Genomic DNA, 23683 nt, shown 5'->3' with positions numbered 1-23683 from the left:
CACCCGCCGCGCATCGCGCCTTCCTTGCCTTCCCATCGGTGCCGCCCGCTGCCACACCTGGGGGCTGCTCCGATGATGAATCTGGAAGCCAGCGCCGCTCCGGAACCGGTGGCGGCGCGGCCCGCCGCGTGGGGCGCCGTGCTGGCGATGTCGCTCGGGGCGTTCGTGCTGGTGGCCTCGGAGTTCATGCCCGTCAGCCTGCTCACGCCCATCGCGGCGGACCTGCACATCACGGAAGGGCAGGCCGGCCAGGCCATCGCGATCTCCGGCGCGTTCGCGCTGCTGACAAGCCTGTTCATCGCCACGCTGGCCGGGCGGCTGGACCGCAAGGTGCTGCTGCTGGCGCTGACGGTGCTGATGATCGTCTCCGGCACGGTGGCCGCGTTCGCGCCGAATTACGCCATCTTCATGGTGGGCCGCGCGCTGATCGGCGTGGCGATCGGCGGCTTCTGGTCGATGTCCGCCGCCACGGCGATGCGGCTGGTGCCGCCGGCCGACGTGCCGCGCGCGCTGGCGATCCTCAACGGCGGCAATGCGCTGGCGACCGTGGTGGCGGCGCCGCTGGGCAGTTTCCTGGGCGCGGCGATCGGCTGGCGCGGCGCGTTCTTCTGCGTGGTGCCGGTCGCGGCGATCGCCTTTGCGTGGAAGCTGGCCAGCCTGCCGCCGATGCAGGCGGCGGGCGGGCAGGGCCTCGGCAGCCTGTCGAGATTGCTGCGCCGGCCCGTGGTGGTGCTCGGCATGGCGGCCTCCGGCCTGTTCTTCATGGGCCAGTTCGCGCTGTTCACGTACCTGCGGCCCTTCCTGGAAAAGGTCACGCGGGTGGGCGTGTCGACGCTGTCGCTGATGCTGCTGGTGCTGGGCGTGGCCGGCTTCATCGGCACCACGCTGATCGGCCGCTTCCTGCAGGGGCACCTGTACCGCACGCTGATCGCCATTCCCGCCGTGATGGCGGTGATCGCGCTGGCGCTGGTGGCGCTGGGCAGTTCGGCAGTTGCGGTGACGGCGCTGCTGGCCGTCTGGGGCCTGATCGCCACGGCGGCCCCGGTGGGCTGGTGGACCTGGCTGGCCCGCACGCTGCCGCAGGATGCCGAAGCCGGTGGCGGCCTGATCGTGGCAACGGTGCAGCTGTCCATCATGCTGGGCGCCACGGTGGGCGGCCTGGTGTTCGATGCGGCCGGCTACCGCGCCACCTTCCACCTGAGCGCGGCGATCCTGGTGGCCGCCGCCATGTGCGCCGTGCTAGCGGCGCGCGCCGAACGCCGCGGCTGACAGCACCCCGGCCGGGTCGCCATCTTCCTTGTGGCGGATCGCATCGATGATCAGCGCCAGGGCCCGCGAGGTGTGGCGGCGGCTCGGGTAATACGCATGCAGGCCGGGGAAGGACGGGCACCAGTCGGGCATCACGCTCACCAGCCGTCCTTCGCGCACGTGCGTGGCCACCATGCTCTCGGGCAGGAAGGCCAGGCCGCAGCCATCGAGTGCCGCGTTCAGGATGTGATACACGTTGGTGAGCACCACCTGGCCGCGCACGCGCGCTTCCATCGGCCTGCCCTCGTGTTCCAGCTCCCAGGCATACAGCCCGCCGCTGCTGGCCAGCCGCAGGTTGATGCAGTTCTGCTTGAGCAGTTCCTGCAGCGACGCCGGCTGCTGGTGCCAGGCGAAATAGCCGGGCGAGCCGACGATCGCCATCGGCGTATCGGCCGTCAGGCGCACGGCGATCATGTCCTTTTCCACCTGGTCGCCATGGCGCACGCCGATGTCGTAGCGCTCGGCGGCGATGTCCACCATGCGGTAGTCGGAGCTGATCTCCACGTGCAGGTCGGGATACTGCGGCAGCAGCGGCGCGATGCGGGGCCACAGCACCGTGTCGATCACATGGTCGATCGCCGTGATGCGGATGGTGCCCACCGGCTTGTCCCCCAGGTCGCTGACGGCGGCGATCTCCGCCTCGATTTCCTCCAGCCGCGGCGCCACGTTCTGCAGCAGGCGCTCGCCCGCTTCGGTGGGCGACACGCTGCGCGTCGTGCGGGTGAGCAGCCGCACGCCCAGGCGGCTTTCCAGCGAACGGATGATGTGGCTGAGGGCGGACTGCGTGATGCCCAGCTTGGCCGCGGCGCGCGTGAAGCTGCGCTCGCGGGCGACGGCGAAGAAGGCCAGGATGTCGTTCAGGTTGTCTCGGGCCATGGGCTGCGTCGTGGGGAAATTCCGATGATACAACATCAATCAATGTCGTGATTGATGGCTGCAGTTCATGGATGGAGGCCGATTCAGCCCTTTACTCATGAGCCCTGCTCATAAGGGCTTGCAGCCGTGCGGTCTAGGCGCGCCGTTGGCACAGCGTTACAGTCACTCCGTCACCCCGTCGCTCCCGTCACGCCGTCATTCTCGTCCCGCAGCTTCGCATGAACGCCATTCCAGGAGAACCCATGATTGCACAACGCATCGCGGCCCTCGCGCTGCTCACCGCCGCCGGCACCGTTGCCATGGCAGCCGATGCACCCGCCACGCAAACCATCTACCGCGCCGCCACGCAGGCGCCGTCCCAAGGCAGCGCGGACACGTTCACGGGTGCCGTCGCCGTGCAGCCGGTCTTCCCGGCCGGTGCGGCGGTGAGCATGAGCGCCGGCCGCGTCACCTTCCAGCCCGGCGCGCGCTCGGCCTGGCACACGCATCCGGCCGGCCAGTACCTGATCGTCACGGCCGGCACGGGCTGGACGCAGGCCGAGGGCGGCCCCGTCGAGGAGCTGCATGAAGGCGATGCCGTGTGGTGTCCGCCCGGCGTGAAGCACTGGCACGGCGCCACGCCCGCCACGGCCATGACGCACATCGCGCTGAGCGCCACGCGGGACGGCAGGAACGTGCAGTGGCTGGAGAAGGTGAGCGAGGCGCAGTACCGCAAGCCGCGAGACCGGTGACGCGTATTCTGCCGCGCTCGCCCGCGGCGTTGTACTGATGCCCGCCGCGGCAGGATGAATCCGCAACAGCTCAACCAAGGAAAACAAATGGAACTGAAACGCGTGGGCTCGCAGCCCTCCATGAAAGGCCCGGAAGCGTACTTCACCGGCACCGTGCGCATCGATCCGCTGAACTCGCCGCCGGCACCGTCACGCGTGTCGGCCGCCGCCGTCACGTTCGAGCCGGGCGCGCGCTCGGCCTGGCACACGCACCCGCTGGGGCAGACGCTGATCGTCACGGCCGGCTGCGGCTGGACCCAGTGCGAAGGGGAAGGGAAGGTGGAGATCCGCACCGGCGACGTGGTCTGGTGCCCGCCCGGCCACAAGCACTGGCACGGCGCCACGGCCACCACGGCCATGACGCACATCGCCATCCAGGAAGCGCTGGACGGCGTGAATGTCGTGTGGCTCGACAAGGTGAGCGACGAGGATTACCTCGGCCCCGTGGCCGGGTTCACGCCGCACGATCACTGAGCCCGCAGCCCCGATGCGCTAACGGGCCTGGCGCGCGAACAGCTCCGCCATCCAGTCGACGAACACGCGCACCCGCGCGCTGAGGTGGCGGTTCGGCAGGTAGACGATGCTGATCGGATGGGGCTCGGCCGACCACGCCGGCAGCAGGCGCACGAGCTGGCCCGACGCGATATGGGGCTCGGCCATGAAGGCGGGCGTGTGAAGGACGCCGAGCCCGGCCAGGCCCGCCGCCAGGTAGGCATTGCTGTCGTTCACGGCCAGGAACTGGCGGCCCGTCACCGTCGCCTGTTCGTCGCCGCGCCGCAAAACGATCGGCATCCTGCGGCCCGATCCCGCGAAAAAATACCGGACCAGCAGGTGGCCGTCCTCCAGGTCCGCCGGGTGCGCCGGGGTGCCGTGACGCGCCAGGTAGGCGGGGCTCGCGCAGGTCACGAAATGCATGTCGCCGATGGGGCGGGCGATCAGCGATTCGTCCGCGATGCGCCCGCCACGCACCACGCAGTCCACGCGCTCGTGCACCAGGTCGACGGTGCGGTCGCCGATACCCAGGTCGAGCTGCAGTTCCGGATAGCGCGCCTGGAATTCGGGCAGCGCAGGGATCACCAGCAGCGACGCCATCGTCGTGCCCATGTCCACGCGCAGCCGGCCGCGCGGTGCCGCGTGGGCGGCAGCCAGGTCGGCGGCGGCTTCCTGCCAGGCGTCGAACACGCGGGCGATGCGCTCGTAGTAGGCGCTGCCGTCGCTGGTCAGTGCCACGCGCCGCGTGGTGCGGTGGAACAGCCGGACCTTCAGGTGCGCTTCCAGGCTCTGCACCAGCTTCGTCACGGCATTGCGCGGCAGGTCCAGGTGGGCGGCCGTCCTGCTGAAGCTGCCGGTATCCGCCACGCCGATGAAGGCCTTCACGGCCAGGTAGTAATCCACGCCCGTTCTCCTTGTCCGGATGCTCCGTCTGGACCACGATTATCACCCGAACAGGAACAGTGCTGGCCGGTTTTGCATCTTTATCCCTGTTTTCGAAGCGACTAGAGTGTCTCCATCAGGCCGCGAACCGCGCAATCCCGCCGGCCGGCCTTTCGGGAGCACACCATGGAACGGACATCGCAGGAACGGACATCGCAGGCACGGACAGCGCAGGCACGGACGTCCAGGCCACTGCAGGGCAAGACGGCACTGGTCACCGGCGGTTCGCGCGGCATCGGCGCGGCCATCGCGCGGCGGCTGGCCGGGGAGGGCGCCAACGTGGCGTTCAGCTATGCCAATGCGGAGGACCGGGCGCGCACCGTGGCGGGGGGAATCGAGGCGCAGGGCGTGGGCGCGCTGGCGGTGCGCGCCGACCAGGGCGACGCGGCGCAGGTGACGGCGCTGGTGCAGCGGGTGCACCGCCACTTCGGCCGGCTCGACATCCTCGTCAACAGCGCCGGCGTGTTCGTCACCGGTGCGGTCGATGATGCCCAGGCGGATATCGGCGCGTTCGAACGCCAGCATGCCGTCAATGTCGGTGGCGTGGTTGCGGCGGTGCGGGCCGCGGCGCCTTTACTGGCGGACGGCGGGCGCATCGTCTCGATCGGCACGACGGGCGCGCTGCGGGCGCCGTTTCCCGGCATCGGCGACTACGTGGCGACGAAGGCGGCGGTTGCGGCCTACAGCCGCGCCTGGGCACGGGACCTGGGCGCGCGCGGCATCACCGTGAACGTGGTGCACCCGGGCGCCATCGACACGGACATGAATCCGGCGACGGCCGATCATGCGCCGGCGCTGGCAGGGATGGCCGCGCTGGGCCGTTACGGCAGGCCGGAGGACATCGCGGGTGCGGTGGCATTCCTGGCCGGACCCGATGCGGGCTACATCACCGGCACGGCGATCACCGTCGACGGCGGGCAGCTCACCTGATCCGCAGCGTTCCTACCGGATCGCAGCAACCTGATCGCAATCTGATCGCAATCTGATCGAAACGCGCGCCGGGCAGCGGCCCGGCGCCATCCACCCTCAAGGAGTCACCATGTCCACGCAAGCGCTGTCGCCACTGCAGATCGCCGCACGATTCTTCGAACACTGGAACCACAACCGGATCGACGCCGCGCTGGCGATGCTGGCCGACGATGTCCTGTACGACAACGTGCCGTTCCCGGACATCGTGGGCCGCGCGGCGGTTGCCGAGTTCCACCGCGGCTTCGGCATCGGCACCGACTTCCTGCTCGACTGGCAGGTCACGCACATCGCGCAGGCGGGCAATGTGGTGCTCAACGAGCGCATCGACGTGTTCCGCCACCGCGACGGTGGCACCATCACGCTGCCGGTGATGGGCACGATCACGGTGGTGGACGGCCAGATCACGGTGTGGCGCGATTACTTCGATCCGGCGGACTTCGACCGGCAGCTGGCCGCGATCAGGCAGGGCTGAACGCGGCGCAGGCCGGGCAGGGCTCAGCCGGGCAGCTGGCCTTCGCCGCCGCCCACGAACGGCCGGCAGTCGACGGGGATGTCGATCAGGAAGGTGGTGCCGGTGGCACCCGAGCTGTCCACGGCCACCGTGCCGCCGTGGCTTTGCGCCACCATCTTCACGAACGGCAGGCCGATGCCCCAGCCGGCTGCGGCGGGCGAGCCGCCTTCACGGCGCAGGTATTCGAAGATGCGGTCGTGCTGGTCCGGCGGGATCGGCCGGCCGTCGTTGTGCACGCTGAGCATCAGCCGCCCGCGCGTTTCGCAGGCCTTGATCTTGATCTTGCCGCCATCGCCGTATTTCACGGCGTTGTTGACGAGGTTTTCCAGCGCGCGGTGCATCGAGCCGCGGTCCCAGAAACCGACGACGGCCTCGCCGACGGCCTCGAAATCGAGCGTGCCCTCGCGCGACTGGCAGTACTGGTCGCGCAGTTCCTTCACCAGCTCGAACACGTCGAACTGCGACAGGTCGAGCGGGATCGAGGCATCGCCGTGATAGGTCAGCGTATCGAGCAGGTCGCCCATCATGTCGCGCAGGCGCACCGCATTCGCCGCGATCTTGCTGGCCGTGTTGCGGGCGATGTCCATGCTGGGCGCGATGCCGATCAGCTGCGCGCCCGTCAGCACCACCGACAGCGGCGTGCGCATGTCGTGGGACAGGGCGGCCGCCACCTTGCGGCGCAGCTCGTCGTGGCTGCGCGTGAAGGCGCGGATCGCCTGGCGCATGGCCTCGTCGATGGAGTCGTCGATGATCGTCCAGTCGGACGGCCCCAGCGTCAAGCGCTCCTGCGCCACGGCGGCGATGGCGGCGCGCAGCAGCTGGTATTCATGGATCACCTGGTCCGGGCCGTACGGCGTCATGCGGGCACGCTCGCCGCCGTGGGCGCTGGCCGCGTTGGTGTCGCTGGTGGCGTTCTCGCGCGGGTGGCCGGGGCTCAGCGCCTCGGCGATATTGTCGTAGAAGGCCGGCAGCGTGTTCGTCAGCACCGGGCCGAGCAGGTCGCTCGCGCCGGCCACCTGGGCGCGCACTTCGCGCTCCCAGTGGTCCATCACGGCGTCGCGCATGGATAGGAACTGCAGGGACGTGGGCGAAAAGCCCTCGCGCTCCGGTTGTTGGTCTGTTGCCAGTGTCATGCCGCTCTCTTCGAGGGACCTAGCCAACACCGGCAGCCTGTTTGGCCGAGGTGGCAAAGCCGGGCGCCATCGGCGCTAATAAACCGTCGCGGGGGTGGGGCGGTCGGCGAAAGAAGTTTCAGGCGGAAATTATATAGTCCGGCTGCGCCGGCCCGCGCACGGTTCGCAGGTCCGGGAACGCGGCCGGCCGGCTGCCCGATGACGATGCGATTCCGGCAACCCCGTCTGCTAGTATGCGCGGGTTTATTCCACTCATCCACAGGACCGGCGCATGACCCACTCACCCCGACGACTTCTGCAACTCCTGCCATTGGCACTGGCCATCGCACTGGCCTGCGGCCCGGCCGCCGCCGAGCGGCGCAGCCTGTCGCAGGATTGGCTCTTCGGCGCAGGGGAACTGGCGGGGGCCGAGCAGCCCGGTTTCGACGACAGCGGCTGGCGCCGCGTGGTGGTGCCGCACGACTTCGGCATCATGGACCGCCCCGATGGCACGCCGCCGTTCGATGCGAAGGCCGTGGGCGGCCAGGATGCCGGCTATCTGCCGGGTGGCATCGGCTGGTACCGCCGCCATATGAAGCTCGATGCGGCCGACGCGGCGCGCGTGCTGCGGCTGCAGTTCGAGGCGGTCTACATGGATGCGGACATCTGGCTGAACGGCACGCACGTGGCGCGGCACCGCTACGGCTACACGGCGTTCGGCGTGGACCTGACGGGCAAGGTGAAGGCGGGCGACAACGTGATCGCCGTGCGTGTGAACCATGTCGATCCCTCGTCGCGCTGGTATGCCGGTTCGGGCCTGATCCGGCCGGTGACGCTGGAGGTGCTCGATCCGGTGCACATCGCGCCGGACAGCGTGTTCGTGAGCACGCGCTCGGCCACCGCCGACCGGGGCGAGGTGGAGGCGCGCGCCACCGTCAGCAACCGCGCGGCAAGGCCGGTGCGCGTGGAGGTCACGTCGCAGGTGGTGGGGGCGGACGGCGCGACGGTGGCCACGGCGCGGCAGGCCATGACGGTGGCCGCGCGCGGCTCGGCCGACATCGCGCAAGGGCTCGCCGTGGCGCAGCCGAAGCTGTGGTCGCCCGATGCGCCGAACCTGTACACGCTGGTGCAGGAAGTGCGCGTGGACGGCGTGGTGAAGGACGTGCGGCGCACCCGCTTCGGCATCCGCACCTTGACGGTCGATGCGCAGAACGGCCTGCGCGTGAACGGCAGGCGGTACGACCTGCGCGGCGGGAACATCCACCACGATAACTACATGCTGGGCGCCGCGGGTGCGCCGGATGCGGATGCCCGCAAGGTGGCGCTGATGAAGGCGGCCGGCTACAACGCCATCCGCAGCGCGCACAACCCGGCCAGCCAGGCCACGCTGGATGCGGCCGACGAACTGGGCATGCTCGTGATCGACGAAGCGTTCGACATGTGGCGCAAGGAGAAGCGCGCTGCCGACTACGCGCGCTTCTTCGATGCGAACTGGCAGCAGGACATCGACAGCCTGGTGGTCTCGGGCCGCAACCATCCGAGCGTGGTGATGTGGAGCGTGGGGAACGAGATTCCCGAACAGGGTTCGAAGGAAGGCGCCGCCATCGCGCGCCAGCTGAAGGAGCGCATCCGCCGTCTCGACACCACGCGGCCCGTGACGCAGGGCGTGAACATGGACGGGCCGGACAACGCCGTGCAGTTCGCCGAGCTCGATGTGGCCGGCTACAACTACCGCGTGCACCTGTTCGAGAAGGAGCACGGCACGCATCCGCAGCGCGTGATGTACACCTCCGAATCGACGTCGAAGGATGCGTTCCGCTACTGGGATCCGGTGGGCCGCATGCCGTGGGTGATCGGCGACTTCGTCTGGACCGCGGTGGACTACATCGGCGAGACGGGCATCGGCTGGATGGGCTACACGAAGGACTGGAAGCAGCTCGGCCCGTATCCGTGGAACCTGGCCTACAGCGGCGAGATCGACACCACGGGACGCAAGCGGCCCGCCGCCTACTACCGCCAGGTGCTGTGGGGGACGGGCATCGACCCGGTGGCCGCCTTCGTCGAGCAGCCGGCCGGCACGGCGGACCTGCCGGACCGCGAGCTGTTTGCCGAACATCCGGAGCTGGACTGGTCGCTGCATGACCTGCACCCCAGCTGGACGTGGACCGGCCAGGAAGGCAGGCCCCTGAAGGTAGTGGTGTACTCCGAGTTCCCGGAAGTGGAGCTGTTCCTCGACGGCCGCAGCCTGGGCCGCCGCAGCGTGGGCCGCGCCACCGAGTACAAGGCCGACTACAGCGTGACGTATGCGCCCGGCCGCCTGCTGGCGGTGGGCTACCGCGACGGCAAGGCGGCCGGGCAGTGGGAGCTGCGCACCGCGGGCGCGCCGGCGGCCGTGCAGGTGCAGGTCGACCGCGCCACCGTGCGCGCCAATGGCGAGGATCTCGCCTACGTGACGGTGGAGCTGGTCGATGCGAACGGCACGCCGGTCTATGCGCGCGCCGACGACCGCCGGTTCACGGTGACCGTGCGGGGGGCCGGCACGCTGGCCGGTGCGGGCAATGGCAATCCGATGGATGCATCGAGCCTGCAGTCGGGCGTGCGCACCACGTTCCATGGCCGGCTGGTGGCCGTGGTGCGCGCCGGCCTGCAGGCGGGGCCGATCGACGTCACGCTGGCCACCGATGGGCTGCCCGTGGGTCGGGTGCGGGTGGACGCGGTGTCGTCGTCCACGCGCTGACTGCCCAGCCCGTGTCAACGTCGGGGTCAGTCACGTTTGTTGACACGAGCTCATCCTTGTAAGCGATCAGCCCGTGTCAACTTTGGTGACTGACCCCGAAGTTGACACGCACTCTGCCGGTGGGGAGCTTGGCTGGCTAGAACGGCGGCGGCAGCTCCAGGGTCAGCTGCGCGCTGCCGATCGGACCCAGTTCGCTGGCGGCGCGCACTTCGAAGATGGCTTCGCGCCAGGTGAGGTGGTGCGGGATGCTGAAGATGTGGTCGACCGTGTAGGCCGCTTCCTGCCAGCCGTCGGGCGGTGCGACGGCGGCATCCTCGTAGGTGATCCAGTCGATCTCCTGGCCGTGCGCCCACAGCGACAGGGCCAGGCGGCGCAAGGGCAGGCTCGTTGCAGCGTCCACCGATACCCAGATGCACAGCTCCGTGACGGCGCCCGGCGCGTCCAGCAGCACGCGGTCCGGCGCGCCGTCGACGAAGTGCAGCGACTGGGTGGCGGCGTTCTCCACGCCATCGACGAAGGCGCAGGCGAGCCGGCGCAGTGTCATCGTCTCTCGCTCCGTCACTAGATGTTCTCGCTTTTCTTCAGCACCACGCGGCCGACGATCAGGCAGCTCACGCCATCGCACAGCTTGCGGGGGAAGCGGCGCTGGTCCGCATTGTCGGACGTGAGCCACCAGTGCCCCGCATCGCGCGACAGGCGCTTGACGACCGCTTCGCCTTCGTAGTTCACGGCAAACACCTGGCCATCGGCCGGCTGCTTGTCGCCCGTGTTGACCACGACGAGGTCGCCCCGGTACAGCCGCGGTTCCATGCTCTCGCCGGTGACCTCGATGGCGATCAGGTCCTGCGGGTTGAAGCGGTTGCGGGCGATCCAGTCGTCTTCCACGTTGAAGGGCGGGCCCGCCTCTTCATCCGGATCGATCGCGAAGCCGACGATGCCGGCGGACAGGCGCAGCCGCACGCGCCGGATCTGCACGATGCCGGGCGTGTCCTCGTCGATCGCGCGCACGCGCCGGAACCTGGGCGCGGCCGCCGGTTCCTCGGGCACCGTGATCGCGCCCTGGTCGAAGAACATGGCCGGCAGGGCCAAATCGTCTTCCAGCTTGCGCGCGATCTTCTCGCTGAAGGCGCGGCCCTCGCGATAGGTGGACGACAGGATCTGCGAAATGCGCGCCTCGCTCCAGCCGCTGGCATCGGCCAGCATCTTGCGGATGCCGCCGTACTGCTCGCGGATCAGGGACGTCAGGCGCTCTCTGCGGTATTGGTACATATTCATGCCGAGATCAGACCATAAATTTATCGTTTGATAAATTATCAAACGCTTGACTCGAAATATATCAATTGATAAAGTCGGTTGCAAGCGGTCTGAACATGTTTATGCGTTCGCTCAATCGAAAACGCGGAACTTTTGGCTGCCGTGCCACAGCGAGGAGACAGCATGAACATCGAAGCGGGGGCCGCCGCCAGCGCGCTCATTACCATTTTCGGGCCGCCACTCGGCGCCGGCGTCACGGCGTTCGCGCTGACCTGCCTGTTCCGGCGGCCCCGTTCCCGTGGCGAGGCGGGGTCCCGGCTGCTGTGCGCGGTGGCGATGGCCGGCATCATCGGTCCGTTCCTGCTGGTGGCGCTGCATTCGTGGTGGCCGTCGCTGTTCGTGTCCGCCGGCCTGGTGATGAAGCTGTGCGGCATCCCTGCCGCGCTGGGCATCCTGTTCGTAGCCGTACCTGTGCTGGTGCTGGCGGGGTTGCCGTCTTGGTGGCTGCTGGGAGGCGTAGTGCGCTGGCTGGACCGGCGCAAGGACAAGGACATCGGCCAGATGGCGCGCGATGCGGCGCGGGTGGTGCGCGATGTCAGGAAGTCGCTGTGAGGACGGCGCTGCGATGGTCGCGGCGCGCTGTCACCGCAGCCTGTGGAATCGGGCGCGTTACTGGCGCTGCCGTGATGCCACAGATTGCCGTGACGGCGCCTGCACTGCGACGACGTCGCTGCGGGGTGGTCGTGGGAGGAGGGTGTCGTTACGTTGTGGAGACGATGCGGGACAATCGCCGTGCAGCGCTGTCCCGCTTGGCGGATCAGCGCGCGCTGGCCAGCACCTGGGTCCAGTACACGCGGCCCCGTTCCGGGTTGACGGCGTAGCCGATGCCCATTTCCGTGAACGCGGCGTTCATGATGTTCTCGCAGTGGCCCGGGCTGTCCAGCCAGCCATCGACGGCAGCGCGGGCCGATTCCTGGCCGGAGGCGATGTTCTCGCCGATCGCGCGCCAGCGGTAGCCGGCCTGGATGGCACGGTCGCCCACCACGCTGCCATCCTTCGCCTGGTGGCTGAAGTAGCGCAGTTCGGCCATGTCCGTGCTGTGATTGACGGCGGCGGCATCGAGCTGGCGGCTCAGGCGCAGCGGCGGTGCGGCGGCAAAGTGGCGGCTGCCGCAGTTGCGCGGCTGGGCCCGTGCGGCGTTCACGGCGGCGAGCACTTCGTCGGCGACGTCGCCCGGGGCCGGCAGGCGGCGCTCGGGATGGGGACGGGCCAGCACGATGTCCCAGCCGGCGGCGGAGCGCACCGCGCCGATCGCCGAAACGTCCGTGCTCAGCAGCTGGGTGCAATAGTGTTCGCGCAGCGTGCGCATGGCGTCGGATGCGTCGCTGACATTCGTGATCGACATGGCTTCCGCATGGTCGGCCGGGTAGCCGGCCTGTTCCAGCGCCGGTTCCAGGAACATGCCGGCACCGATCCGGATGCCGGACAGCGCCGGTGCCGCATCCAGCGGTGCCACGGGCGCGGCCGGGCGGCCAGCGCACGTGCCGGGCGCTGCGCGGTAGGCATTGATCAGCGAGACGAGTTCGCGTGGCGACTGGCTGGCGTGGGCAGCCGGCGCGGCGCACGTGGCGACGAAGACGGCAGCGAGCGGCAGGACGTTGCGAAGATGTGAACGCATGGATATATTTAATGCTGTGTGGAAATATATGGTAGTGGAGTTCGGCAGGAATGGCCAGCATTCAACCACCGAATGTGGATCCCTGACGACGCGTGATAAGATCGTCAACAGTCTGTTCGACGTTCCCGGCGGGGCCGTTTCGGCGTCCCTGTCGGCTTTGCCGGCCTCGATGCAGGGTTGATCCGGGTTCGATCCAGCATCGCGATCCAGCATCGATCCAGGCATCGATACAGGCATCGATACAGGCATCGATCCAGCGTCGATTCCGGATCCGGACGCCGCCACGGGTCCGGTCCACGTCGGCGTCGATTCAGACCAGGCTCGCATTGGACGCCGCATCGAAGTTGGCGTTCGATCGGGCGTTCGATTTTGCTGCCGGATGCAGGTGGCATCGCGACTCACTCTGCAATTAACCAGCCTTTCACATCGAAGTGACCATGTTCGCAAAACCACCGCTGTACGTGCCGGGATCGGCAGGGGCCACCCGGATGGGTTCAGGCGCAAGATTGGAAGCAGGGGCGGCGGCAGGGGCAGCGTCGGACGCTGGACCGGGGACGCGGTCGGGCGTGGTGGTGGAGGCGGGGGCAGCCACGAAACTGCCTGCAGATTTCGCTGTAGATTCGGCTGCAGATTTGGCTCCAGATCTGGCTGCCGATCGGGCCACAGGTCCGGCCATGGGTCCGGCCACGGGTCCGGCCACATTGCCTGCAGCAGTCGAAGTGTCCGGGCGCAGTGCCGTCACGGTATCGCCGGCCGTGGACCTTCGTCTCGAGCTGGAGACCGCGTTCATCCCGGCCAACTCGCCGTGGGGCGTGCGTGCCTGGCGCTATCACATCGTGGCGGACGGTACGCGGGTGGGCACCATCAGCCTGCGCGACGGCCACACGCGCGTGTACACGCACCTGCTGGGCCACATCGGCTTCGCCGTCGACGCGGCGCACCGCGGCCACGGCTATGCGGCCCGGGCCGTGCTGTTGCTGCTGCCGGAAGTGGCCCAGCTGCGCATCGATACCGCGTGGATCACCACCACCCCGGACAACGCGGCGTGCCGGCGCACGCTGGAACGCATTGGCTGCGAACTGGTGGAGGCAGTGGAGATTCCGCCCTATTATGAGACGTACCGGCGCGGCGAGCGCGTCAAGCTGCGCTACCGGCTGGCGTTGCCGGGCAATGCCGGCGGATAGCAGCAACCTGGCAGCGCAGTACTGGTGACGCTCACTTGAACTTGTACTCGGCCGTGATGCGCACCGAGCGGCCCTGCACGTCATCGGTATCCTGCGGGATCACGCCGCCGCCGGAGCTGTTGAACTGGTACAGGTCGAGCGGCGGGCGGTGGTTCAGCACGTTGCGGACGAACAGCGACAGCGTCAGGTTGCGGATGCCCGAGTAGCTCAGGTTGTAGTCCCAGCGCACGAACGACGCGACACGGCACTGGGCCGGCGTCCAGCCGCGGTCCTCGCAGCCCTGCGCGCTGTACTCGTCGTCGTAGTAGTCGCCCTGCAGCGTGGTGGAGCTGCGGAAGTTGCTGCGTACGGTGTGCGCAAAGTCGCCGCGGCTGAGCGTTGCCGTCAGGTTGGCCACCGTCTTCGGGTAGTTCCAGCGGCCGGCCAGGTTGTCGCCCCAGCCGCCCGTGCCGTTGCGCGTGGGCGCCCATTCCTTGTACTCGAACAGGTAGGTGGCATTGCCCGTGACGTTGAGCCGGCCCAGCGGCGTATCGACCCGCGAGCCCAGCGACAGGTCCACGCCACGCGTCACCGTCTGTGCGGTGTTCTCGAACATGCCCGTGGTAGCGGACAGCGGACCCGCCGTCACGCCATAGCGCTGCCGTTCCGCCGCCGTGAAGGTGCGGTCCTGGTCGAGGGACTGCCGGATCACGGTGCCCGGCGGCAGCGAGTCCTCGGCCGCCAGCAGCTCGGCCGTTGTCTTCACGCCGATCTCGTCCTTGCGTTCGATGCGCCAGGCGTCCAGCGTGAAGCTGGTGCCGGACACCGGTTCGATCGCGAAGCCGAGCGTGGTGCTTTTCGATGTTTCCGGTTTCAGGCCGGGGTTGTTGCGCACCGTGCTCGCGATCCCGGTCGCGCATTCGTTGCCCTCGACGATATCGGCGCGTGCCGCCAGCAGTGCCTTGTTCGGATCGGAGGCGGGCAGCGCATCGGACTGGGCGCGCAGGTCGTTCGCCAGCGCCTGCGCCTGGTCGCAGCGCTTCGGGTCGAACTGGCCGTTGTCGAACGCGAACTTGCTGGACTGCGCGCTCTCCGTGAGGTTCGGCGCGCGGAAGCCTTTTTCGAACGTGCCGCGCAGCAGGAAGCGGGGCGTGGCTTCCCAGCGCGCCGCCAGTTTCGGCGAGGCGTGCGCCTTCACGTCCTTGAACTTGTCCAGCCGCACCGCGCCGATCAGTTCCAGCTTGTCCAGCAGCGGCAGGTTGGCTTCGGTGAAGACGGAGGCATTGGTGCGGCTGGCGTTCGAGGTGGCCGCGCCGTTGCTGACGATGTCGCCCGCCAGCAGGTTGGCCGAGGGGTTGATCTCGAACTTTTCATGCCGCACTTCGCCGCCCAGCGCCAGGTTCACGCCGCGCCCGCCCAGCTTCGCGACTTCGCCGGTGATCTTGCCATCGACGAAGGTCTGGGTGATCTTGCCGTCGTAGCCGTTCTCGGGAAACAGCGTGTTCACCACCTCCGGCGTGTTCAGTTCGCCCAGCCGGTAGGCGCGGTTGAACAGCAGAGGATCGTCGCTGGTGGCATCGGTGGCGCCGATCACCTGCTGGAAACCGGACAGGCTGAAGAAGCCGCCGCGGCTGCGGTCCTTCGTCTTGCTGCCCATGATGCCGAGCGCCGTTTCCCAGTCATAGTCGCGCCACGTGCCGCGCAGGCCCGTCAGCGCACGGTACTGGTCGCTCACGGTGTGGCGGTAGGAAGGATCGTCCGCGAACCGGTAGCGCAGTTCCGCTTCTTCGCCCAGTTCGTTCAGGGGATGGGTGGGGGGCAGGAACCGGTATGTGAAGCTGCGCTGCTCGCCCGTGGCGGGGTTGCCCCAGATCGCATCCGCCGTGGTGGAGCCATACGTGGTCTGGGCGCCCGAGTAATCCGTCTTGGTGCGCGACAGCAGCAGCTCGCCGAACGCTTCCAGGCCATCGCTGAACTGGTACTTGCCGGAGACGAGCGCATTGACGCGGTGGGCGGCGGGCTGCGCCTGGAAGTGGGCGAAGCGGTCGTACACGCACAGGCCGGCCGCGTTCACGGTGGCGCAGCCGGGCAGGGCACCCTGGCCGATGATATTGCCGGGGAAGCTGAAGGTGGACGGCGCGCCGCGGCTGCCGAACATCAGGCCGCTGCCCGGCGCAACGGCCGAAAACGCGTCGCCGTAATCGGGATTGATGTCGTCCACCGCCTGGCGCCAGTTGACGGCCTTGCGCCGGTAGAACTCGATATTGGCCAGCACGTTCCAGCGGTCCGTGGCCAGGTTGCCGAAGCCGCCCGTGATGGCCGCCGTCGATTCGTGGAACTCGGAATTCTGCGTGGACTGGTTGTGGGAAGCGCGCGCCTGCACGCCTTCGTAGTCCGAGCGGGTGATGATGTTGACGACGCCGGCCACCGCATCGGACCCGTACACGGCGGAGCCGCCGTTGCGCAGGATCTCCACGCGGTCCACCGCATCGAGCGGCAGCGCATCGAGGTTCGTGAACACCTCGTTGTAGTCGGCCAGCGCGTACGGCGCCACGCGCCGCGAGTTGAGCAGCACCAGCGTCGACTGCTTGCCCAGCCCGCGCAGCGCCACGGCGGAGGCGCCACCCGCGAAGGAATTGCTGCCGCCCGCATCGGACAGTGCCTGGCGGTCCGACGAGGTGAGCGTATCGAGCAGTTCCTTCACCGTGTTCACGCCGATGCGCGTGATTTCCTCGTGCCGGATCACCTGCACGGGCATGGCCGTTTCCGCTTCGATGCGCTTCAGGTTCGAGCCGGTGACGATCACGCGCTGGATCGACTGGCCCACCGCAGGCTCCTGCGCGAAGGCAGCAGGGGCCAGCTGCAGCATCGCGCCGGCACAGGCCGCGGCGAGGGCAGCGCTGCCGCGCCGTCGGCGGCGCGCACGGGGGGCAAGCGGCGCGCCCGTGGCCCGCACCGCCGAGGGTTGTACCGCATCCGTCCACGCTCGTGCATACGCGTTCATGGCTGCCTCCCCTTGATGACAGCATTATGACCACGGCCGGGGTAAATGGTTCCGGCCGCTGGAAAATATCCGGACGGGCGCGCAACAGCAGCATGCTGCAAGAGACGCGTGCAACTGTCGGGTCCGTGTCCCGGTACCAGGCACCAGGACACAAGCTCGGCCATGTCCTGGTGCCAGGCACCAAGACACGGGCCCTGCTGCGAAACGCGGGCGAAAAAAAAGCCCGCCGAAGCGGGCCAGTGGCGCGGAACGGCTGCGCTTACTTCTTGACGGAGTTGTCGTCGGCGTTGCTTGGATTGGCTGGCGAGGTGCCTGGCGTGGCCGTGGTCGGCGTGTTGCCATCCTGGTTCCACGTGGCCGGGTTCGAACCGGAGTTCGAGCCGGTGGCCGAGGCGGCGCTGGCGCCGGAAGCGTCCGTGGCGGTGCTGGTGGTTTCGGCGGTGCTGCAAGCGGCCAGTCCGGCGCACAGGGCGGCTGCGAAAAGGGCTTTGGTCATGTTCATGATGTGGTCCTTTATTTGCGAGTTATTGGGTTTATGATTGCAGGGAGCCGATTACAAAAAGATTAATCGATCACGCGAGGCCTGACTCTAGCACCGCCTCGCGTGCGGCTGCGCGCGATTGCCTGTTGTAAAAACCTGTTTCAGCGCCTTGCAAATATCTTCGATTTATCAAACGCCCGTTGACAGCCTATTGTGAGCATGTCAGCATTCATTTCTTTTGCGCAATTTCTTGGAGATCCGGATGGAAGCCCTAGCTTTCGACCAGCCCGACCTGGGCCAACAACTGGCGGCACTGAGCGACGCGGATCTCGACGAGGCCGCGTTCGGCGTCATCGGTTTCGATGCCGCGACCGTGGTGCAGCGCTACAACCGCTTCGAATCGCAGGCCGCCGGCCTGTCGCCGCAGGCCGTGCTGGGCCAGCCGTTCTTCACCAGCGTGGCGCCCTGCATGAACAACTTCATGGTGGCCCAGCGCTTCGAGGATGCGCTGGCCGAGGGCGGCGCGCTGGACGTGACGATTCCCTACGTGCTGACGCTGCGCATGCGGCCGACCAAGGTGCAGCTGCGCCTGCTGGCGCTGCCCGGTGCGGCCGTCCGTTACGTGCTGGTGCAGCGCCAGTCGTGAGCGGTTTTCCGTCCGGCAGCGATGAAGCGGCCGAGCACGAAGCGCTGATCCAGTTCCTGTACCTGGCGCCGGTGGGCCTGGTGCAGGCGGACATGGATGGCGCCATCACGCTGATCAATCCGATCTCCGCGCAGCTGCTGATGCCGCTGTCGCGCGATGGCGGTCTGGACAACCTGTTCACGGCGCTGCAGGACGTGGCGCCGGACCTGCGTGCGTCCTGCGAACGTTTCGCCGCGCCGAGCGGCATGGTGTGCGACGGGCAGCACCTGCACCTGCATGGCGGCCAGCGCAACACGCCGCAGATCCTGTCGCTCAGCCTGCTGAAGCTGAATGGCCAGCGCCTGATGGCCGTGCTGCAGGATGTCACGTTGCAGGTCCAGCGCGAACGCCAGCTGCGCCAGAGCGATGCATGGCTCAACGCACTGCTGGCCAGCATCACGGATTACGCGCTGGTGAGCCTGGATGGCGCGGGGCGCGTCGACCAGTGGAACGCCAGCATCGGCCGCGTCACGGGCCACACGCAGGCCATCGTCGGGCAGCCGTACTCGGTGTTCGACCCGGCCGATGCCACCACGCCGGAAGGCCTGCGCGACCGCCTGCGCGAGGCGGACGACAGCGGCTGGAGCCTGGACGAAGGACTGCGCCTGCGCGCCGACGGCACGCCGTTCTGGGGCAGCGTGCTGATCGCGCCGCTGCCGGAACGCGATCCGCAGGCGCCGGACACGGACCCTGCCTACAGCCTGGTGCTGCGCGATATCACCGACCGCCGCGAGGCCAGCGAAACCTGGCGCCAGGCCATCTTCAGCGATCACCTGACGGGCGTGGCGAACCGCCGTGCCTTCTTCTACGCGGTCGAGATGGAACTGGGCCGCGCGCAGCGCTTCCCCCGCCCGGTAGCGCTGGTGATGCTGGACCTGGACCACTTCAAGCGCATCAACGACACGCACGGCCACGCCGCGGGCGACGCCGTGCTGGGCGCATTCGCGCAGGCCCTGCGCGGCGTGTTCCGCGCGGTGGACGTGGTGGCGCGCCTGGGCGGCGAGGAGTTCGCCGTGCTGCTGCCTTCGACGGACGTGATCCAGGCCAGCGCCGTCGTCGAGCGCCTGCGCGCCGCGATCGAGCTGCAGGGCGTGCCGTGGGAGGGCACCGAGATCCGCTTCACGTTCAGTGCCGGCGTGGCCAGCTGGGATGCGCAGGTGGCCGGCGTGGATGCGCTGCTGCACCGCGCCGACCGCGCCATGTATGCCGCCAAGGCGGCCGGGCGCAACCGCATCGTGCGCTGGTCGCCGGACCTGGAGGATGCCCCATGACGCAGGCGGACGACAAGCTCGCTTACGAAGCGCTCATCCAGTTCCTGTACCGCACGCCGATCGGCCTGCTGCAGGCGGGCATGGACGGTACGGTGGACATGCTCAACCCGATGGCCGCGCAGCTGCTGATGCCGCTGGCACCGGATGGCGAGCTCGACAACCTGTTCACCATCTTCAACGACGCGGTGCCGCAACTGCGCGATGCCGTGAGCGCCTTCGCCAACCCGTCCGGCGACGTGGTCGATGGCCTGCGCGTGGTGGTGCCGGATGCGCCCGGTGGTGCGCAGGTGCTGTCCTTGAACGTGATGAAGCTCGATTCGCAGCGCCTGATGGCGGCCGTCAGCGACATCACGCTGGAAGCGCGGCGCGAGCAGGAGCGGCTGGCCAGCCGGCTGTCCTCCGAGGCGCGCACCGACACGCTCACGCGCATGCCGAACCGCGCCGCCGTGCAGGAGGAACTGCGCGCGATCCTGCTGCGCCGCCATGGCGACCTGCATGGGGGCGAAGTGCGCGTGGCTGGGGGACGGCGCGAGGATACCGGTTTTGCCGTGCTGTTCATGAACTGCGACCGCTTCCGCCAGGTGAACGACACGCTCGGTTCGGCCGCCGGCGATGCGCTGCTGGTGCTGATGGCGGACCGCATCCGCAACGTGCTGCGCCCGCCCACCGACCACATTCCCGCCGTGCGCAGCGGCGGCCAGCTGGCGGCCCGCGTGGGCGGCGACGAATTCGTCGTCGTGCTGGACGGGCTGCGCCGCGTCGAGGATGCCGAGAGCGTGGCGGCCCGCCTGATCGCCGCGGTGGGACGGGGCTTTTCGATGCACGGCCACGAGGTCGTCTGCAATGTCAGCATCGGCGTGGCCTGGGGCGATGCCCACGAGCCGGACGAGCTGCTGCGCGACGCCGGCATCGCCATGCGCGAGGCGAAGCGGGCCGGCGGCGCACGCCACGTGCGCTTCGAAGCGGCCATGCGCGAACGGGCCGCGCGCCGCAACGACATCGAGATGGAGCTGCGCCAGGCCCTGCAGGGCGAGCAGCTGTTCGTCGTCTACCAGCCGGTCGTCGGCCTGCTGCCGGATGGCGTGACGGACCACTCCACCGGCGTCGAGGCGCTGGTGCGCTGGCGCCATCCGGTGCGCGGCATCGTGCCGCCGTTCGAGTTCATCGGCGTGGCCGAGGAGAGCGGCCTGATCGGCGCGCTGGGCGACTTCGTGCTGGAACGGTCCTGCCGCGATTTCGTGCGCTGGCGCGCGGAGCTGGGCACGCTGGCGCCGCGGCTGATGGCCGTCAACCTGTCGCGCGCGCAATTGGCGCAGCCAGGCTGGTCCGAGACCGTGGCGCGCATCCTGCGCGACACCGGCATGCCCGAGCGCAGCCTGCAGCTGGAGGTGACGGAAAGCCTGGCCGCGCAGGACACCGACGTGCAGCAGCGCCTGCACGAGCTGAAGGCGCTGGGCATCACGCTGGCGCTGGACGACTTCGGCACCGGCTACTCGTCGCTGGCCAGCCTGCACCTGCTGCCCGTCGACACGGTGAAGATCGACCGCTCGTTCGTCAGCCAGAGCGAGACCAGCCACCACCACCGCGTGCTGATCGAGGCCACCGTGAAGGTGGCGCAGAGCCTGGGCATGAACACGGTCGCCGAGGGCATCGAAACGCCCGAGCAGGCCGAGGTGGTGCGGCGCCTGCAGTGCGACAAGGCGCAGGGCTACCTGTACAGCCGGCCGCTGGAGTCGCCGGCGCTGGTGGACTGGTTGCGGGCCGGTTAGAGCATGGCGGCGATGGCTGGGGGCTCCCTTGCCTTCGGCGTTCGCACTGACCGCGTAGGGGAAAGGCTGGGGTCAGGCTCGCGGACAGGCCGCTGGCTGCGTTCCTCCGTCCCGGGCGCTGTGGCAAGACCCCGGTGCGCAACCGTTCCCTGCGACCTCATGCACGTGTCCTGGTGCCTGGCACCAGGACACGACCAGGCGGTCAGTATGTCCCGGTGCCTGGCACCAGGACACGAGGCACCAGGACACGACCCGGCGGTCAGTATGTCCCGGTGCCTGGCACGAGGACATAAACCGGCTGTCAGCGGCCGAAGTGGGGCCAGCGGCGCGGCAGGTGGGAGGTGCTGGCCGGGTCGCGCAGGAAATCCTGCAGCACCTCCCGGAACAGCGGCTCGTCGGCGGCGTAGCGGGCCTGCCGCATCGCGCCGGGCAGCTGCAGCCGGTGCAGCGCGAACCAGTCGGCCAGCAAATCGCCCTGCGCTTCCATGTTGTAGTCGGCCAGACGCCGGTCGGGCGCCAGCTCGTAGCGGTACGACAGCCCGAGGCGCAGCGCGCCGCGCCACATCACCGGGTACCCCAGCTGCCACTGCCACACGTGCACCATCTCGTGCATGAACCACAGCAGCCGCCAGGCCGGGGCCCGCGAAAAATCGTCGCAGCAGTCTTCCGGACGGAACCAGATATGGCCGTCCGGCGCCATTGCCGTGGCGCGCAGCTGCAGCCCGAACGGGAACCAGCCGCGCGCATGCACGCGCACCGCGTCGACCGCCACGGCAGCGCCGAACACGCTGCGGCAGCAGGCGATCTCGCCTTCGGTGAGGGGACGGGACTGGCCCGGTACCGTCAGCGTCAACGGGGCAGGGGACAGCGTGCCCGGTGCCGTCATGCCTGCGCGGCCAGGAAAGCGATGAACGCGCGGTTCACCTCCGCCGCATGCGTGATGGGCGCCATGTGGCCGCCGGGCGTCTGCGCCGAGCGGGCGTTCGGCAGGGCGGATGCGAGGCGTGTGGCGACGGCGCGCGTGGAAGCGGGGCCGTCGCGGCCGGACAGCACCAGCGCCGGCGCGGTGATGGCGGCCATGTCGCGCAAGGTGGCGGCCTCGCCCAGCAGCGCCACGAAATCGAGCCGCACCTTCGCCACCTGCGCGGCGAAACGCTCGCGCAGCGGGGCCGGCAACGCGTCGAACGCACCGGCTCCATTCCAGTAATCGAGAAACACGCGGGCCGCATCTTCCGGCGTGGCGGCCGCTTCGATGGCGGCGATCACGCGCGCCACCTCCTGGCGGCCGGCATCGCTTTCCTCGAGCAGGTGGAACGCCACCGGTTCGAACACGGCCAGCGAGCGCACGCGCTGCGGATGCAGGCGCGCCAGGCGCAGTGCCGTGGCGCCGCCGTAGGAATGGCCGATCAGGTGGAACGGGGCATCGGCCGGCAGGTGCGTGGCGAGGGCTGCCAGCACGGCATCGGCTTCATGGGCCAGCGAGAACGTGGCATGCGTGTCCGGCGGCGGGAAGGGCGCCTTGCCGTAGCCCAGCAGGTCGAGAGCGATGAAGTGATGATGGGCGATGAAGTGATGATCGGCGCCGTGGGCTGCCATTAGCGCCGACCACTGGCTGCGCGAGCTCATCGAACTGTGCAGCAGGACGACCGGCAGGCCGGGGGCGGAGGTCGGGGCGGCAGTGGCGGTCATGGCGGCGGAAAGAGTCGTCGGACCGGCGATTATAGCGAGTGGCCGGGCACGATGGCCCGGCTGCCGCCACCTGTCCACGGGCTGGACAGGGTGGTGCGAGAATCAGCCCTGCTTGCGGCGGCGCGCGGCGGCGCCGATGAACAGCAGGCCGGCACCCAGCATCGCATACGTGCTTGGCTCCGGCACGGCGCTGACGGAGATGTTGTCGACCGACACGTCGAAGTCCGTGAAGCCGTACATGTAGCCGGGCTGGAAGGTGGTGAAGGCGATTTCGTCCACGCCGGCCAGCACGCTGGCAAACGTACGGTCGCTCGGCAGGAACGGGTTGCCCACGGCATCCTCGGCGCCGTAGCCGCCCCAGCCCGCCGGCAGCCCGACCGACGAGGTGGCGTCGATCGTCACGGAATAGTGCTGCCAGCCGCCCACGGCCGCGTCCAGCGTGCCCAGGTTGTACCAGACGCTCGTGTACGGCAGGCCGTTGGTGGCGTTGTCGTAGTCGCGCAGTTCCAGGATCAGGTCGCGCTGCACTTCCTGGCCGAAGAAGCGGATGCTCTGCGTCTGCACGTCGATGCCGAAGGTGACGGCGGACGTGGCCGTGTAGTCGTGGACGAAGTCCGTGTTGGTGCTGTTGGTGAAGCTGATGCCGAAATTCTCCATCACGGTGCGATAGGACGGTGCGCCGTTGCCCTGCGACGTGTCGATGCCGGAACCGCCGATGCCGTTCAGCGGCTGGGAGCCTTCCCAGCCCTGCGTGCCGGACGAGAAATCCGTCGTTGCCGCCGCTGCGCTGCCCGCTGCCAGGGCCATTGCCATCACGATCGCTGCCTGTTTCATCTTCATGTGCATTCCTTGGTGGTTGATTGGTGATCACTGCACGAGAACCGTCGTGGCCGCGTTACCGGCCCGTTGATTTTTGGTCAACGCGACGAATCATTCTCGGTAGCGCAGAGGCCCACTGTCAAAAGGAAAGTT

Annotated in this window: 22 protein-coding genes; 11 read left to right on the top strand and 11 right to left on the bottom strand. The window is 68.7% G+C overall.

Features of this window, described 5'->3' with window-relative positions:
- Nucleotides 1–75: 75 nt before the first annotated feature.
- Nucleotides 76–1269, top strand: a complete 1194-nt coding sequence (locus IP91_RS14060; protein WP_145649838.1) for an MFS transporter — start codon at nt 76–78, stop codon at nt 1267–1269.
- On the opposite strand, the gene IP91_RS14055 is transcribed toward IP91_RS14060, so the two are convergent.
- Nucleotides 1240–2184, bottom strand: a complete 945-nt coding sequence (locus tag IP91_RS14055; RefSeq protein WP_145649689.1) for a LysR family transcriptional regulator — start codon at nt 2182–2184, stop codon at nt 1240–1242. The genes IP91_RS14060 and IP91_RS14055 overlap by 30 nt on opposite strands.
- Nucleotides 2185–2426: 242 nt before the next feature.
- Here IP91_RS14055 and IP91_RS14050 point away from each other — a divergent pair, with 242 nt between their 5' ends.
- Nucleotides 2427–2915, top strand: coding sequence for a (R)-mandelonitrile lyase (locus IP91_RS14050; RefSeq protein WP_199754597.1), 489 nt, complete (start codon nt 2427–2429; stop codon nt 2913–2915).
- An 87-nt stretch (nt 2916–3002) separates the two neighbouring features.
- Nucleotides 3003–3428, top strand: a complete 426-nt coding sequence (locus tag IP91_RS14045; protein WP_145649688.1) for a (R)-mandelonitrile lyase — start codon at nt 3003–3005, stop codon at nt 3426–3428.
- Between the two features lie 18 nt (nt 3429–3446).
- Here the strand turns inward: IP91_RS14045 and IP91_RS14040 are convergent, their stop codons facing one another.
- Nucleotides 3447–4349: a LysR family transcriptional regulator gene (locus tag IP91_RS14040; protein ID WP_145649687.1), complete on the bottom strand. Its 903-nt coding sequence runs from the start codon at nt 4347–4349 to the stop codon at nt 3447–3449.
- 165 nt (nt 4350–4514) lie between these two features.
- Here IP91_RS14040 and IP91_RS14035 point away from each other — a divergent pair, with 165 nt between their 5' ends.
- Together IP91_RS14035 and IP91_RS14030 are read left to right on the top strand one after the other, a co-directional pair.
- Entirely contained in the window at nt 4515–5318 is an 804-nt protein-coding gene (locus IP91_RS14035) for an SDR family NAD(P)-dependent oxidoreductase (protein ID WP_145649686.1), read from the top strand.
- A 109-nt stretch (nt 5319–5427) separates the two neighbouring features.
- Complete coding sequence (locus tag IP91_RS14030; protein ID WP_145649685.1) at nt 5428–5829, top strand: limonene-1,2-epoxide hydrolase family protein; 402 nt, start codon at nt 5428–5430, stop codon at nt 5827–5829.
- 23 nt (nt 5830–5852) lie between these two features.
- On the opposite strand, the gene IP91_RS14025 is transcribed toward IP91_RS14030, so the two are convergent.
- A complete protein-coding gene (locus IP91_RS14025) occupies nt 5853–7001 on the bottom strand; it encodes a sensor histidine kinase (RefSeq protein ID WP_145649684.1) in 1149 nt (382 codons plus the stop codon).
- Between the two features lie 271 nt (nt 7002–7272).
- Between IP91_RS14025 and IP91_RS14020 the strand changes: the two genes are divergently transcribed.
- A complete protein-coding gene (locus tag IP91_RS14020) occupies nt 7273–9717 on the top strand; it encodes a glycoside hydrolase family 2 TIM barrel-domain containing protein (RefSeq protein WP_145649683.1) in 2445 nt (814 codons plus the stop codon).
- Between the two features lie 136 nt (nt 9718–9853).
- On the opposite strand, the gene IP91_RS14015 is transcribed toward IP91_RS14020, so the two are convergent.
- Complete coding sequence (locus tag IP91_RS14015; RefSeq protein WP_145649682.1) at nt 9854–10261, bottom strand: hypothetical protein; 408 nt, start codon at nt 10259–10261, stop codon at nt 9854–9856.
- Between the two features lie 17 nt (nt 10262–10278).
- On the bottom strand, nt 10279–10992 hold the full coding sequence (locus IP91_RS14010; RefSeq protein ID WP_145649681.1) for a S24 family peptidase: 714 nt from the start codon (nt 10990–10992) through the stop codon (nt 10279–10281).
- Between the two features lie 162 nt (nt 10993–11154).
- On the opposite strand from IP91_RS14010, the gene IP91_RS14005 reads away from it, so the two are divergent.
- Entirely contained in the window at nt 11155–11583 is a 429-nt protein-coding gene (locus IP91_RS14005; protein WP_145649680.1) for a hypothetical protein, read from the top strand.
- Nucleotides 11584–11788: 205 nt separating this feature from the next.
- Here IP91_RS14005 and IP91_RS26055 read toward each other — a convergent pair whose 3' ends face one another.
- Nucleotides 11789–12649, bottom strand: coding sequence for a CAP domain-containing protein (locus tag IP91_RS26055; RefSeq protein ID WP_158643142.1), 861 nt, complete (start codon nt 12647–12649; stop codon nt 11789–11791).
- A gap of 719 nt (nt 12650–13368) precedes the next feature.
- Between IP91_RS26055 and IP91_RS26050 the strand changes: the two genes are divergently transcribed.
- Nucleotides 13369–13833 (top strand): GNAT family N-acetyltransferase, encoded by a 465-nt coding sequence (locus IP91_RS26050; RefSeq protein WP_158643141.1) that lies wholly within the window; start codon nt 13369–13371, stop codon nt 13831–13833.
- Between the two features lie 31 nt (nt 13834–13864).
- Here IP91_RS26050 and IP91_RS13990 read toward each other — a convergent pair whose 3' ends face one another.
- Together IP91_RS13990 and IP91_RS13985 are read right to left on the bottom strand one after the other, a co-directional pair.
- Nucleotides 13865–16816 carry a TonB-dependent receptor domain-containing protein gene (locus IP91_RS13990; protein WP_145649677.1) on the bottom strand — a complete coding sequence of 984 codons (2952 nt, stop codon included), beginning with the start codon at nt 16814–16816 and terminating at the stop codon, nt 13865–13867.
- A 259-nt stretch (nt 16817–17075) separates the two neighbouring features.
- Nucleotides 17076–17318: a hypothetical protein gene (locus IP91_RS13985; protein ID WP_145649676.1), complete on the bottom strand. Its 243-nt coding sequence runs from the start codon at nt 17316–17318 to the stop codon at nt 17076–17078.
- Nucleotides 17319–17559: 241 nt separating this feature from the next.
- On the opposite strand from IP91_RS13985, the gene IP91_RS13980 reads away from it, so the two are divergent.
- From IP91_RS13980 to IP91_RS13970, 3 genes are read left to right on the top strand one after another with little or no spacing between them, the layout of a single operon-like run.
- On the top strand, nt 17560–17943 hold the full coding sequence (locus IP91_RS13980) for a phosphonate transporter (RefSeq protein ID WP_145649675.1): 384 nt from the start codon (nt 17560–17562) through the stop codon (nt 17941–17943).
- Nucleotides 17940–19253, top strand: coding sequence for a sensor domain-containing diguanylate cyclase (locus IP91_RS13975; RefSeq protein WP_229474389.1), 1314 nt, complete (start codon nt 17940–17942; stop codon nt 19251–19253). Before IP91_RS13980 ends, IP91_RS13975 begins: the two co-directional genes overlap by 4 nt.
- Nucleotides 19250–21022 (top strand): putative bifunctional diguanylate cyclase/phosphodiesterase, encoded by a 1773-nt coding sequence (locus tag IP91_RS13970; protein WP_145649674.1) that lies wholly within the window; start codon nt 19250–19252, stop codon nt 21020–21022. Before IP91_RS13975 ends, IP91_RS13970 begins: the two co-directional genes overlap by 4 nt.
- A gap of 301 nt (nt 21023–21323) precedes the next feature.
- Here the strand turns inward: IP91_RS13970 and IP91_RS13965 are convergent, their stop codons facing one another.
- From IP91_RS13965 to IP91_RS13955, 3 genes are all read right to left on the bottom strand, one after another.
- Complete coding sequence (locus IP91_RS13965; protein ID WP_199754596.1) at nt 21324–21908, bottom strand: Rhs element Vgr protein; 585 nt, start codon at nt 21906–21908, stop codon at nt 21324–21326.
- The gene (locus IP91_RS13960) at nt 21905–22711 is read right to left on the bottom strand and encodes an alpha/beta fold hydrolase (RefSeq protein ID WP_145649673.1); all 807 of its coding nucleotides are present in this window, start codon (nt 22709–22711) and stop codon (nt 21905–21907) included. The genes IP91_RS13965 and IP91_RS13960 overlap by 4 nt, the downstream gene beginning before the upstream one ends.
- Before the next feature lie 102 nt (nt 22712–22813).
- Entirely contained in the window at nt 22814–23551 is a 738-nt protein-coding gene (locus IP91_RS13955) for a PEP-CTERM sorting domain-containing protein (RefSeq protein WP_145649672.1), read from the bottom strand.
- Between the last annotated feature and the right edge of the window lie 132 nt (nt 23552–23683).

Source organism: Pseudoduganella lurida (assembly GCF_007830455.1).
Lineage (GTDB): Bacteria > Pseudomonadota > Gammaproteobacteria > Burkholderiales > Burkholderiaceae_D > Rugamonas > Rugamonas lurida.
This window is presented reverse-complemented; position numbering and strand designations above follow the sequence as displayed.